Consider the following 13,193-nt stretch of genomic DNA (forward strand, 5'->3'; position numbering starts at 1 on the left):
CCCCTAGAAAGGAGTGATTTCGATGCGAGATAGTCAGTCTGTGTTTGCTGCTGCCAAAAGTGCCACCATGCAGGTGGTGCAGGCCGAGCCGTTGAATGCTGGAGCGCCCTTGGATGAGCTAGTCAATGCCTATATTCAGCCAAATAGCCAATTTTTTGTGCGCACTCATGGCACGGTTCCAACACTTGATCCTGAAACAACGAGCATTACAATCCACGGCTTAATTGCCGAGCCATGGAGCATTAGCGTTGGCGAAATTAAACAGCAATTGCCCTATGTTGAGCAAGTTGCAACCTTGCAGTGCGCTGGTAATCGCCGCCAAGAAATGCACGCCTACAAAGCGATTTATGGTGAATTGCCGTGGGGTGCGAATGGCCTCAGTACGGCGAGGTGGGGTGGCGCACCCTTGCGGGCTTTGCTTGAGCACTGCGCTATTCAGCCTGCGGCCAAGCATTTGCTGGGTTTGAGCTACGATCAGGTGGAGCGCCACGGCCAAACCTTTGGCTATGGCGGCTCGATTCCACTCAACGAGCCGATGATCGAGCATGCGTTATTGGCCTATACGATGAATGGCGAAGCCTTGCCTGCGCTGCATGGCGGCCCGTTACGTTTGCTTATTCCTGGGATTGTAGGCGCACGCAGCATCAAATGGTTGCGTTCGCTTGAATTCAGTGCTGAGCCATCGCACAACTATTTTCAGCGCCGGGCCTATCGTTTGGCTCAAAGCAGCGAGCCTGAAGCATGGCACAAAGCTCCGATGTTGCACGAATTGCCAGTCAATGCGGTGGTTTGCCAACCAGCGCCAGACCAAACCTTGGCTACTGGTGTCATCACCCTTGCGGGGTATGCAATTACTGGCGGTCAAGCGCTGATTGAGCGGGTGGAAATTTCGCTTGATCAAGGCCAGCATTGGCAAACCGCCAATTTGATTGACGAGCCAAAACTTGGCTGCTGGAGTCGCTGGCAAGCTGATTTAGAACTGGTTGCTGGCGAGTATGAATGCTGGGTGCGCGCTACCGATACGCTTGGCCAGCAACAGCCTGATCAGCCAGCATGGAATGTCAAAGGCTATCATCACAATGCCATCCAACGCCTCCACCTAACAGTTCGCTAAGCCAACGATCATCGCTTGCACGAATGCCAGCGATGATCGCTAAAATTGCTGCTCTAAATGCGGTTAAATCAACCGAATTCCTATCAGCGCGTGGTACTATAGTTGCAGAAGCAAATCGAGCGTCATCACGGCTGTGTAGAAGACGCGACACGTAGGGCAACGAGGAAATCTTTCATGCACGAAACAACACTCGTGTCACGCTCGGCGCAAGGATTGCGCTGCGAGGTATGTCAATGGCGCTGTCTACTCGCTGATGGTGAATGGGGTCGTTGTGGGGTGCGCCAACGCCAAGATCAGGCAATTATTGCCCATAACCATGGTTTAGTTTCAGCAGCAACAATCGGCCCAGTTGAAGATTATGGCTTTCGCCATTTTTTTCCTGGCGCGAGCGTGTTTGCGATTGGTGGTTGGGGCACGTCGTTTCCTGCCCACCACGATGCTGCCTATCACGCGCATATTCCCGACGATCCCGCCAAACAACGCTCGATTGATCCTGAGCGCGTGGTGGGCTTTTCGCAAGAACGCATGACCAGAGGCGTGGTTTGGGCCTATAACGAGCCAACCATGAACTTTGAGCATGTGTTGGAAACTGCCCGCTTGGCGCGTTCGACCAGCCGTATGACCGGCATGGTGACCAATGGTTTTTGGTCGAAACCAGCGATCGATCAGCTTGCACCCTATATCGATGGCCTGATGTTGACGGTCTATGGCTTGAGCGATGCCAGTTACAAAGCATTAACTGGGGTTGAGCAATGGCAAGGAATTTTTGCTGGGGCTGAGCATGCAGTCAAACGCTGGGGTTGTCATCTTGAAATAACCACGCCCATTGTCACGGGTGTGAATGATAGCACGGTGGAAATCGAAGGCATTGCGCGCTGGATTAAGCGCAAATTCAATGGCCTGATTCCTTGGCGCATTATTCCGAGCCGCGATGCAGATACCAACGCCGCAACCTCGGTGCGTAAAGTGGCCCAAGGCTTGGGCTTGCCGTTTGTTTATGGCGCGCAACCAACCGAAACCACGCGCTGCCCCAAATGCGAATGGGCAGTGATTGAGCGTTTCGATGGTCAGCCGCGAGTCGTTGGAGTTAATGAAAGCCATTGCGAAAATTGTGGCAGCGAAGTCTATATTCGCTCATCGCTCTTCAAACGCAATAAATTAAATGACTAAACGAGCTTAGGAGCTTGCCGATGCCCAAACAAGCAGCAGTCAGCGCCCACGATCCGTTAATTCTTTTGGCTCGCCAAGCAGTGACTTGCTTTATTCGTCAAGCAGAAATTGTGGCTATGCCTGATCCGTTGCCCGTTGAACAGCGCGAGCCACACGGGCTATATGTGAGCTTGATCAAGGCTGGCCAACTGCGGGGTTGCATTGGCCATGTTCGCCCCAAACAATCGTCGCTGGCCAAAGAAGTGATTTATACCGCGATTGCTGCCGCTATGCACGACCCACGATTTAGCCCAGTCAGGATCGATGAGCTTGATCAGTTGAACTATATCGTTGATGTGGTTGAGAATCTAGCGTTGCTTAAAAACATTGATGCTCATGACCCAAACGTTGCTGGTTTGCGCGTCGTGCGCGGGCGCAATCAGGGTGTGGTGCTGCCCAACATCAGCGGCATTACGACCTTTGAGCAACAACGCCAACTTGCCTATCAACGTGCTCAGCTTGCATTAGATACGCCTGCAACCCTTGAACGCTTTCAGGTTAGGCGCATTATTGAGTTATCAGGTAACTATCAGCTAACTGTCAGCTAAGCAACGACCACTCTAATTTGCAGATTTGTCAAAGCAGCATATAATCTAGCAGCCATCATCGTACTAGGCCGCAGCTAAAACACGTAGTGATCAACCTGCTCGGCAAAGGTCATGGGTCGGCCATGCTTAAACAGCTATTGTGCTGGGCTGCAACAAGCAGGATACTTGCAACTGCGGCTAGCGAAAAATCGATTTCTAAAACCGTGATTGATGGCATATCACTTGCATTGCACAACGCTGTGTGAAACAAAGCATAAACTCACTTGGTATTTGAACTTTCTTATTTGAGGAGCGCCTTGGTATGTTGACTGTCGTGTTCTGGGCATTTATGTTGCTCTGCTGTGCTATAGCTCCAGTGATCATCGGCTTGCGCAACTTTAGCGAACCAAGCGATGTGCAATTCGACGTAAATCAGGCCTCAAACCAATAATGTATGTACATTGACCAAATACTCACAGCGGCGTATACTACTGCTATAACCCAATATCGCTGAATGAAGGACGCGGAAGAGTATCCCACTGGGATCGCCGACGAAGCAAATTACGGGTAGCCAACCCGTTGATGAATCTTTCAGGCTCCAACACCGTGTCTCGACAGCGCTCTGGAGAGCAAGCATTTACTTGCACCGATGGAGTAACTTGCAGCGCAAGGAATCTCTCAGGTCAATGGACAGAGATCAGGCATTTTCTATGTCGCGATCTCTTTTTTTATTTAAGCGATGTGCTCATGTGGCGTTATATCGTTTCTGCCGCCGCCGATGGCGCAACCAATATGGCAATTGATCATGCGTTGGCGCTGCATGCCAATCAATCGGCCTACCCTACCCTGCGCATCTACCGTTGGCAGCCTGCCTGCCTCTCAATCGGCGCATTTCAGCCCTATAGCGATGTTAATGTAGCGGCCTGCGAGCAAGCCCAGATCGAGATTGTGCGCCGACCTACCGGCGGGCGCGCAATTTTACACGATGCTGAATTAACCTACTCTGTCACAGCCCCCAACAGCAACCCCTTGCTTGGGGGTCGTGTTTTAAGCACCTATCGTACAATCAGCCATGGCTTATTGGTTGGTTTGCGTCAATTGGTCAGTAGCGTCGATTGGGCTAGCGGCGCCAGTGATGCGCCAAAATCCGCCGCTTGTTTCGATACCCCAAGCGATTTTGAGCTGACGGTGGCTGGACGTAAATTGGTTGGCAGCGCCCAAACTCGCACTCGTGGCGCAATCTTGCAACATGGCACGGTGCTGCTCCACGCCGATCACCAGCAATTAAGCAAGGTTTTACACCTGCCAGCTGAACTTGATGCGGCGGCGTTGGCCGAGCGCTTGATTGCGCTCGACGAAGCAGCTCAACGGCCCATCAGCTTTGACGAGGCACAGCAAGCGATTGTTGCAGGCTTCGCTAGTGCTTTCAATATTACATTGCAACCAGACCAACTGACCGACCAAGAGCAGGCTAGTGCTGAGCGTTTGCGCGCCGAACGCTATAGCAACCCTGCATGGTTACAACGACGCTAAGTGATTTATGAGGTTTTTTGATGAAACAAACACCACTCAACGCTCGCCATCGCGCCCTTGGAGCCAGAATGGTCGAGTTCGGCGGCTGGGATATGCCCGTGCAATACGCCGGAATTATTGCTGAACATAAGGCGACCCGCGAAGGCGCTGGGCTGTTTGACATTAGCCATATGGCACGCTTTTGGGTCACTGGCCCCGATAGCGAACGCTTTATTCAGTTGATCGATACCTTTGATATTAGCAAAACTGCCATTGGCCAATCCGATTATGGGATTATGTGCTACGAAGATGGTGGGATTGTCGACGATATTTTTACCTACCACCTTGGCCCCGATGAATGGATGGTGGTGGCCAACGCTGGCAACGCCGAAAAAGATTGGGCTTGGCTCAATCAACATACTGCTGGCTACGATGTGGTGCTGACTGATCGCTCGCAAGAATTGGCGATGATCGCGCTGCAAGGGCCAAAAGCCGAAAGCTTGTTGGCTGGTTTGACCGACGCTGATGTGGTCAATTTAGCTTTCCACGGCATCACCAAGGCTACGGTTGATGGGGCTACTGGCTATATTTCGCGCACTGGCTACACTGGTGAAGATGGTTTCGAGTTGTTCTTGCCTGCTAGCGAGATCGAACGGATCTGGGATCGGTTGCTGGAAGCTGGCGCTACGCCAATTGGCTTAGGCGCACGCGATAGCCTACGTTTTGAGCCAGGTTTGGCGCTGTATGGCCATGAAATCGATCGCGATATTAATCCATATGAAGCCAAATTGGGCTGGGTGGTGAAGCTGGATAAAGGCCCGTTTATCGGCTCGGAAGCCTTGCAGGATATTAAGGCTCATGGCGCTGCTCGCACCTTGATTGGCCTAGAAATGACCGGACGCGGGATTGCCCGCCAAGGCTACCCAGTTGTGGCGCTTGATGGCAGCGAATTGGGCGTGGTGACGACAGGCATGCCCAGCCCAAGCTTGGGCAAAAATCTGGCCTATGCCTTGGTCAAAGCTGGCAGCGTTAAAGTTGGCGCTGAAGTCGATGTGCTGATTCGCGATAAGCCAGTGCGCGCCAGCGTCGTCAAAATGCCATTCTACAAAGCACGCTACAAAAAATAGCTTGCTCTTGCATAAATAGCCGCTTTGGTTGATAGTAGCGCCCAACAATCTATACTGATTGTGCTGTTTTGGCGTTATTGAAGGAGGACCACCACATGTCCAATGTACCAAGTGACTTGCTGTATACCAAAGAACACGAATGGGTGCGGATCGATGGCAACACAGCAACCGTTGGCATCAGCCATTTTGCCCAAAGCCAGCTTGGTGATGTGGTATTTGTGGAATTGCCCGATGTTGGCAAGACGTTTGAAACTGGCGAATCGTTTGGCACGGTTGAGTCAGTCAAGGCGGTTTCGGAAATTTACGCGCCACTTAGTGGTAGCGTTGTCGAGATCAACAATGAAGTCATCGATGCGCCAGAATTGGTCAACGAAGATCCATACGGTGATGGCTGGTTGGCTAAATTTGAATTTAGCAGCGAGCCAAGCGGCCTGCTGAGCGCCGCTGATTACGAACAATTTATCAAAGAAGAAGCGGATAAGTAGAAGTCAGAAGTCAAAGTTCAAAAGTCAAAATAGCCGAAGCTCAACCTCTGCTATTTGACCAAAGTATTTAACGCTGAGAAATCAAAAGGCGATTGGAATAACCTCAAGGCATTCTGCCTTTTGCCTTTTGCCTTTTGATTTCACCATAAGGTGAAACATGAGTCACTACATTTCGATTACCGAAAGCGAACGCGCAGAGATGTTGAAGGCGATTGGCGTTGCCGATGTCGCTGATCTCTTTGTCGACGTTCCCGCTGATCTTCGGTTTCCAACGCTCGATCTGCCCGCCGCGCTTGCCGAAGGTGAAATGGCCCGCGAATTACGCCGCTTGAGCAGCAAAAACAGCGATGTGCTGAACTATAGCTGTTTCTTGGGCGCAGGAGCCTACAACCACTTTATCCCAGCCGCAGTCGATTCGTTGTTGCGTCGCTCGGAGTTCTACACCGCCTACACGCCTTACCAGCCCGAAATTTCTCAAGGTACCTTGCAAGCGATTTTTGAATATCAATCGCTGATGTGTGGCTTGTTGCAAATGGATGCTGCCAACGCTTCGCACTACGATGGAGCAACGGCCATGGCTGAAGGCGCAATTATGGCGATCAATGCAACTCGCAATCGGCGCAAAATTGTGGTGGCTCCATCGGTGCATCCGCAATATCGCAGCGTGTTACGCAGCTATACCCAAGGTTTGGGCGTAACCATCACTGGCGACGAAAATCCTGCTGCGAGCGTGGCCGAGGCTGCGTCCTTAGTTGATAACGAAACCGCAGTATTTATTGTGCAATCGCCTGATTTCTTGGGCGTGCTGCACGATTTGAAGCCAGTTGCCGAGCAAATTCACGCCGCTGGCGCACTCTTGTTGATGGTTACTAACCCAATTGCGTTGGGCTTGTTCCAAACCCCAGGCATGGTTGGCGCTGATATTGCGGTGATGGAAGGCCAGCCGTTGGGTATTCCGCTCAGCTTTGGCGGGCCATATGTTGGCGTATTCAGCTGCACCGAAAAGCTTTTGCGGCGCATGGCTGGCCGCTTGGTTGGCGTAACCACCGACCTTAACGGCCAATTGGGCTATGTGCTGACCCTACAAACCCGCGAGCAACATATTCGGCGCGAAAAAGCAACCTCGAATATTTGTACCAATCAAGGCTTGATGGCGCTAGCCGCCACAATTTACACCTCGCTGATGGGCAAAACAGGCTTGCGCAAAGTTGCTGAGCTGTGCTACCAACGCGCTCACTACGCCGCCAAAGCAATTGGCCAGCTTGATGGCTACGAAGTGCTTGAGCAAGGGCCATTCTTCCACGAATTTGTGGTGCGCTGCCCTCGGCCTGTGGCGGAAATTACCCAAGCCTTACACGCCCAAGGCATTATCGGCGGCTACGATCTGAGCAAGGATTATCCACACTTGGATAATGCGATGCTGATCTGTGTCACCGAGCAAAATACGAAAAACGATATCGATCAGCTCGTCGCAGTGTTGGGAGGCTAAGCCAATGCATACCTACGAACCACCAATTTTTGAATTGAGCAGCCCAGGTAAAATTGGCGCAGCCCTGCCCGATGCTGGCGTGCCCGAAACCGAGTTGCCAGCCCATTTGCTGCGCGACGACGATTTAGCAGGCTTGCCAGAGATTAGCGAAACCGAGGTGGTACGCCACTTCACCCGCATCTCGCAGCGCAATTTTTGCATCGACACGGGCATGTATCCGCTTGGCTCGTGTACGATGAAATATAATCCCAAAATTCACGAAGATGCTGCCCGCATGCCAGGCTTTGCCTTTATTCACCCCTTGCAAGCAGAAGAAACCGTGCAAGGTGCTTTGCAATTGACGTATGAATTGCAAGCGATTTTGGCCGAAATTTCGGGCTTTGATCAAGTTTGTTTGCAGCCAGCAGCTGGTGCGCAAGGCGAATTTGCGGGCATTTTGGTCTTCCGTGCTTATCACCTTGACCGTGGCGACGATCAGCGTGACGAAGTGTTGTGCCCCAACTCGGCGCACGGCACTAATCCAGCGACCGCTGCGATGGTTGGTTTCAAAGTGGTCGAAATTGCTACCGATAGTCGGGGCAATGTTGATTTGGCTGATCTGCGGGCCAAAGTTGGCCCACGCACCGCTGGCTTGATGTTGACCAACCCGAACACCTTGGGCTTGTTTGATGAAAACGTGCATGAAGTTGCCAAAATTGTACATGAAGCTGGCGGCTTGATGTATGGTGATGGCGCGAATTTCAACGCGATTTTGGGCATCGTCAAGCCAGGTGATGTTGGCTTCGACTTTATGCACTACAACTTGCATAAAACCTTCACCACGCCTCACGGCGGTGGTGGCCCTGGCTGTGGGGCGGTTGGCTGTAAAGAGTTTTTGGCCGATTATCTGCCAGGCCCAATCGTGGCGCTCAAAGATGGCCAATACACCCGCCACACGCCAGCCAAGAGCATTGGCCGCCTGAAAGCCTTCAAGGGCAACTTCGGCATGTTCGTGCGGGCTTACACCTACATTCGCATGCTCGGCGCTGCTGGCTTGCGCTCGGTCAGCGAGCACGCCGTGTTGAACGCCAACTATCTGCGGGTCAACTTGGATAAAATTTATCCTGTGGCCTACGATCGCACCTGTATGCACGAAGTAGTGTTGCAAGGCAAAATCAAAGGTGCGCCAAGCGTGCATACCTTGGATATTGCCAAGCGCTTGATAGACTTTGGTTTTCACCCACCAACAGTCTATTTCCCAATCAGCGTGGCCGAATCGATTATGATCGAGCCAACTGAAACCGAATCGAAGCGCAACTTGGATGCCTTTATTGATGCCATGAAGCAAATTGCGCTTGAGGCGGTCGAAAGCCCTGAGTTATTGCACGCAGCGCCAACGACCGCACCAGTCCGTCGGCTCGATGAAGCAACCGCTGCTCGCCGCCCAATTCTGAAATACGATCAAGCGGCAATCGCAGCCTTATTGAATAAATAGTTCCCTTTTGTTGATCCACGAAGGACACGAAGAAACACGAAAAGCTTTTTGATTGCCCTACTTCGTGCCCTTCGTGTCCTTCGTGGATCTTATTGGTTGGCTTTGCGCTCCAAGCGGGGCGCGGCTATAATGGCGCATGAATCGGTGACTGGCGACACACAAACGTGGGCAACCACGGGGGAGCCGATTTGCGCAGATGCCGCTCGCCTGGGCAAAGGGTTTTTCGCCCTATGTACACCGCGAATGGAGCTTTGGTTCATGCGAGCTATTGTTAGTGTTTCAGATAAGTCGGGGTTGGCGGATTTTGCTCAGGGCTTGAGCGATTTGGGCATCGAATTATTTTCAACTGGCGGCACGAAATCGGCCTTGGTAAGTGCTGGCGTGCCAGTGCGCAGCGTCAGCGATTTGACTGGCTTTCCAGAAATTTTGGAAGGTCGGGTTAAAACCTTGCATCCCGGCGTGCACGCCGGGATTTTGGCGCGCCGCGATAAACCTTCCCACGTTGCCCAATTAAGTGAACACCACATCGGCTTGATCGATTTGGTGGTGGTCAACCTCTATCCGTTTGCCCAAACCATTGCCAAGCCAGATGTGAGCTTGGAAGAAGCGATTGAGCAGATTGACATTGGTGGCCCAACCATGGTGCGCGCTTCGGCCAAAAATCATGCTCATGTGCTGATCGTGATCGATCCTGCCGATTATCCACGGGTGTTAGAGGCCTTGCGCAACCAGCAAATTACCCCCGAACTGCGGCGCCAATTGGCTGCTAAAGCGTTTGCCCACACGGCTGCCTACGATAGCGCGATCGCCGCGTACCTGACCGACGAAACTTTCCCGCAACAATTGCCCTTAGCCTGGGAATTGGCTCAATCATTGCGCTATGGCGAGAATCCGCATCAAGCAGCGGCCTTTTATCGTGCTCCGAATGCTGCCGCCAACACCTTGGCCCAAGCGCTGCAACATCAAGGCAAAGAGCTTTCGTACAACAATTTGCTCGATGCAGATGCAACTTTGCAAGTTCTGCAAAATTTCGATCAGCCAACCGTGGCGATCATCAAGCATACGAATCCTTGTGGTCTTGCTTCGGCAGAGGATTTGGTGGCGGCGCACAAAGCGGCACGGGCTGGTGATCCACTTTCGGCCTTTGGCGGCATTGTCGGGGTCAATCGTCCGGTTGATCAGGCCTTGGCCAATGTGCTGAAAAAATATTTTTACGAAGTGATTATTGCCCCAGCCTTTAGCCCTGAAGCCTTGACGATTTTGGCTGAAAAGCCCAATTTGCGCTTGTTGAGCGTCGATACCAGCCGCTCGGCCAACAACGATTGGGAATATCGGAGCATTGGCGGCGGTATTTTGGCTCAGCATGTCGATCGGGTTGGCAATGATAATTTAGAAGCATGGCAGGTTGTCACTGAAACCGTGCCCAGCGACGACCAACTGGCAGCCTTGCAATTTGCTTGGAAAGCGTGTGCCAGCGTCAAATCGAATGCAATTGTGCTGGTGCAAGGCGAAGAATTGGTTGGCATGGGCGCAGGCCAGCCATCGCGGGTCGATTCGGTGTTGACCGCAATTCGCAAGGCTGGTGAGCGGGCCAAGGGCAGTGTGCTGGCTTCCGATGCCTTCTTTCCCAAAGCCGATGGCATTCAGGCGGCGATTGAGGCGGGCGTGAGCGCGATTGTGCAGCCTGGCGGCTCGCAAGGTGATGCTGAAGTAATTGCTGCTGCCAACGCCGCAGGCATTACGATGATTTTCACTGCTACGCGCCACTTCAAACACTAAAATCAACGACAGGCCAGCGCTGGTCGGTTTGCGGCCTCGCTGGCCTCTTTTTATCTGAAAGAAAGTGATGTTATGGTCGAACTAACCTACGATAGCCAAGGCCTGATTCCGGCTGTGGTGCAGCATGCCCGTAGCGGCGAGGTCTTGATGGTTGGCTATATGAACGCCGAAGCGCTGGCTAAAACCCAAACCAGCGGCTTGGTGACTTTTTGGAGCCGTTCGCGTCAAGAATTATGGACCAAGGGCGAAACCAGCGGCAATGTATTAAAATTTATCGCGGCCCGCACCGATTGCGATAACGATGCCTTATTGATTTTGGCCGAGCCAAGCGGCCCAACCTGTCACACTGGCGAACGCTCGTGCTTTCATACCACACTTGATGGCACCAAACGCGAAGGTAGCGCTGTGCCGTTAGCCTTCGTCAGCCAATTGTTTGAATTTTTGCGTGAACGCGAGCAAACCCGCCCGATTGGCTCATACACCACCTACTTGCTGGAAAAAGGCGTTGATAAAATTGGCAAGAAAATCGGTGAGGAATCAGCTGAGGTGATTATTGCGGCCAAAAATGGCAATCCAGATGAGCTGCGCAACGAAGCAAGCGATTTGATCTATCACTTGTTTGTGCTCTTGCTCAATCAAGGTGTGTCGCCAGAAGATGTGTGGTTTACCTTGCGCGAACGCCATGGCCGCCAACGCGAGGAAAAACAATAGCTATGCCAAGTTTTCAACGTCCAGCAGATGTGGCTTCGATCGATGTTCTTGGGGTGCGGGTTGACGACGTAACCATGGATGAAACGATCGATTTGATTGCGGCAATGTTGGCTGCTGGCGGCGTGCATCAAATTGCGACGGTTAACCCTGAGTTTGTGATGGCGGCCCAAAATAATGTGGCCTTTCGCGCTACCTTAGCAGCAACCAGCCTGTCGGTTCCCGATGGCACTGGCTTGCTGCATGCGGCGCGCTGGCAAGGCAAACAGCTGCGGGCCAAAGTAACTGGCATTGATTTGACCGAGCGCTTGGCTGCCGAAAGCGCCACGCGTGGCTGGAAAATCTTTTTGCTGGGCGCTGCCGATGGCGTTGCCGCCAAAGCAGCAGCGGTGCTTCAAGCGCGCTATCCTCATTGCCAAATTGTTGGCACCTGGGCTGGCTCGCCGCGCGAACCAGATCAAGCAGCGATTGCTGCTGAAATTCGGCGCACTCAGCCAGAGATTGTGTTGGTGGCCTATGGTGCGCCAGCCCAAGATTTGTGGATTCGGCGCTATGGCGCTGAATTAGGGATTAAATTGGGAATCGGCGTTGGTGGCACGTTTGATGATCTGGCGGGATTGCGTCCGCGTGCGCCGCAATGGATGCGTAAATTTGGGCTAGAATGGTTATGGCGATTAATTCGGCATCCACAGCGGTGGCGGCGCATTTTCACTGCGGTGGTGCTTTTTGGTTGGGCGGCTTGGCGCGAAGCTCAACGCATCAAACGAGGCTAAATCTATGCAAACAACCGTAGAAGAAGAGTTATTTTGTGTTAATCACCCCAAAGAGGCGACGCTCTTACGCTGCTCGAAATGTTTGAACCCAATTTGTGGCCGTTGCGCAGTGCGCACGCCCGTTGGTTGGCGTTGCCCCGATTGTACTGGCGCAGTCGCTGGCCGTACTGGCTATTATGTGCCAACCTTGCTGAGCCAAGTTACCAGCCAGCAATATTTCAAAGCGATTGCGGCTATGCTAGGCGTGGCGATTCTTGGTGGGATTGCTTGGGGCCAATTTCGCTTGGTTGGTGGCTGGGGTGATTGGAGTTTTTGGTTTGTGTTTGCAATTAGCCTCGTGAGCGGCGAAGTGGTTGGCCGAATCTCCAACGAGCGGCGCAATCCGCAACTGATGTGGATTGCAGGCGCAGGCGTGGTGTTGGCGGCAATCGTCGCGCTGCTTTGGACGTTGGGCGTGAGCAACGACATTAATCCAAGCCAATGGAGCCTCTATCTTGGCGAATCAATTTCGCGGCGGTACCTTGGCCTAACCTTGTCGAATGGCTTTTTTGTGGTGTTGGGAGCGCTCTTTGCTGCTCAACGAGTCCGCGAGTAACATGCATCAATTATCATTAATAAACTACCCTGAAGTGCTGGCAGTGGCTCGGTTGGAAGTTGACCAGCCATGGCCTGAATGGGCGATGCAAAGCCCGTTTGTAAGCATAAGCCGCACCAGCGACGAGCTTTCGATCGTTTGTGAACGCCAGTTTGTGCCAGCAACAGTGCAGGCCGAGCGCAATTGGCGTGGCTTGCGGGTGGCAGGCAGCTTAGATTTTAGCCAAGTCGGGATTTTGGCCAGTTTAGCAGCGCCGCTAGCTCAAGCCCAGATCAGCATTTTTGTCCTATCAACCTACGATACCGATTATCTTTTGCTTCGCGAGCACGAATTTGGCGAAGCTGTGGCAGTCTTGACGGCGGCTGGACATACGATTAGCTGAACCGTGGAGCTGAAGGATT

14 protein-coding genes and 2 riboswitches are annotated in these 13,193 nt (G+C 52.6%); all 14 genes read left to right on the plus strand.

Features of this window, described 5'->3' with window-relative positions; genetic code table 11:
* Window positions 1-22 precede the first annotated feature (22 nt).
* The 14 genes from SE18_RS09425 to SE18_RS09485 all read left to right on the plus strand — a co-directional run bounded on the left by SE18_RS09425 (window position 23) and on the right by SE18_RS09485 (window position 13,174).
* On the plus strand, window positions 23-1,114 hold the full coding sequence (locus SE18_RS09425) for a molybdopterin-dependent oxidoreductase (protein ID WP_054534195.1): 1,092 nt from the start codon (window positions 23-25) through the stop codon (window positions 1,112-1,114).
* 174 nt (window positions 1,115-1,288) lie between these two features.
* Window positions 1,289-2,284 (plus strand): radical SAM protein, encoded by a 996-nt coding sequence (locus SE18_RS09430; RefSeq protein WP_054534196.1) that lies wholly within the window; start codon window positions 1,289-1,291, stop codon window positions 2,282-2,284.
* Window positions 2,285-2,304: 20 nt separating this feature from the next.
* Window positions 2,305-2,871: an AMMECR1 domain-containing protein gene (locus tag SE18_RS09435; RefSeq protein ID WP_054534197.1), complete on the plus strand. Its 567-nt coding sequence runs from the start codon at window positions 2,305-2,307 to the stop codon at window positions 2,869-2,871.
* Between the two features lie 301 nt (window positions 2,872-3,172).
* Window positions 3,173-3,301 carry a hypothetical protein gene (locus tag SE18_RS28130; RefSeq protein WP_269083552.1) on the plus strand — a complete coding sequence of 43 codons (129 nt, stop codon included), beginning with the start codon at window positions 3,173-3,175 and terminating at the stop codon, window positions 3,299-3,301.
* Between the two features lie 161 nt (window positions 3,302-3,462).
* Window positions 3,463-3,554: riboswitch (glycine riboswitch) on the plus strand.
* Window positions 3,555-3,597: 43 nt separating this feature from the next.
* Window positions 3,598-4,383 (plus strand): lipoate--protein ligase family protein, encoded by a 786-nt coding sequence (locus SE18_RS09440; RefSeq protein WP_054534198.1) that lies wholly within the window; start codon window positions 3,598-3,600, stop codon window positions 4,381-4,383.
* Between the two features lie 20 nt (window positions 4,384-4,403).
* A complete protein-coding gene (gene gcvT / locus SE18_RS09445; protein ID WP_152976597.1) occupies window positions 4,404-5,489 on the plus strand; it encodes a glycine cleavage system aminomethyltransferase GcvT in 1,086 nt (361 codons plus the stop codon).
* 95 nt (window positions 5,490-5,584) lie between these two features.
* Window positions 5,585-5,974 carry a glycine cleavage system protein GcvH gene (gcvH, locus tag SE18_RS09450; protein ID WP_054534200.1) on the plus strand — a complete coding sequence of 130 codons (390 nt, stop codon included), beginning with the start codon at window positions 5,585-5,587 and terminating at the stop codon, window positions 5,972-5,974.
* A 157-nt stretch (window positions 5,975-6,131) separates the two neighbouring features.
* On the plus strand, window positions 6,132-7,463 hold the full coding sequence (gcvPA, locus tag SE18_RS09455; protein WP_054534201.1) for an aminomethyl-transferring glycine dehydrogenase subunit GcvPA: 1,332 nt from the start codon (window positions 6,132-6,134) through the stop codon (window positions 7,461-7,463).
* A 4-nt stretch (window positions 7,464-7,467) separates the two neighbouring features.
* On the plus strand, window positions 7,468-8,937 hold the full coding sequence (gene gcvPB, locus SE18_RS09460) for an aminomethyl-transferring glycine dehydrogenase subunit GcvPB (protein WP_054534202.1): 1,470 nt from the start codon (window positions 7,468-7,470) through the stop codon (window positions 8,935-8,937).
* Window positions 8,938-9,071: 134 nt separating this feature from the next.
* Window positions 9,072-9,157: riboswitch (ZMP/ZTP riboswitch) on the plus strand.
* Between the two features lie 38 nt (window positions 9,158-9,195).
* The gene (gene purH / locus SE18_RS09465; RefSeq protein WP_054534203.1) at window positions 9,196-10,716 is read left to right on the plus strand and encodes a bifunctional phosphoribosylaminoimidazolecarboxamide formyltransferase/IMP cyclohydrolase; all 1,521 of its coding nucleotides are present in this window, start codon (window positions 9,196-9,198) and stop codon (window positions 10,714-10,716) included.
* A 72-nt stretch (window positions 10,717-10,788) separates the two neighbouring features.
* Entirely contained in the window at window positions 10,789-11,427 is a 639-nt protein-coding gene (hisIE, locus tag SE18_RS09470) for a bifunctional phosphoribosyl-AMP cyclohydrolase/phosphoribosyl-ATP diphosphatase HisIE (RefSeq protein WP_054534204.1), read from the plus strand.
* Between the two features lie 2 nt (window positions 11,428-11,429).
* Entirely contained in the window at window positions 11,430-12,197 is a 768-nt protein-coding gene (locus SE18_RS09475) for a WecB/TagA/CpsF family glycosyltransferase (protein WP_054534205.1), read from the plus strand.
* Window positions 12,198-12,201: 4 nt separating this feature from the next.
* On the plus strand, window positions 12,202-12,792 hold the full coding sequence (locus SE18_RS09480; RefSeq protein WP_054534206.1) for a B-box zinc finger protein: 591 nt from the start codon (window positions 12,202-12,204) through the stop codon (window positions 12,790-12,792).
* A gap of 1 nt (window position 12,793) precedes the next feature.
* Window positions 12,794-13,174 (plus strand): ACT domain-containing protein, encoded by a 381-nt coding sequence (locus SE18_RS09485; protein WP_054534207.1) that lies wholly within the window; start codon window positions 12,794-12,796, stop codon window positions 13,172-13,174.
* Window positions 13,175-13,193: the final 19 nt, after the last annotated feature.

It is taken from the genome of Herpetosiphon geysericola, assembly GCF_001306135.1.
GTDB lineage: Bacteria > Chloroflexota > Chloroflexia > Chloroflexales > Herpetosiphonaceae > Herpetosiphon > Herpetosiphon geysericola.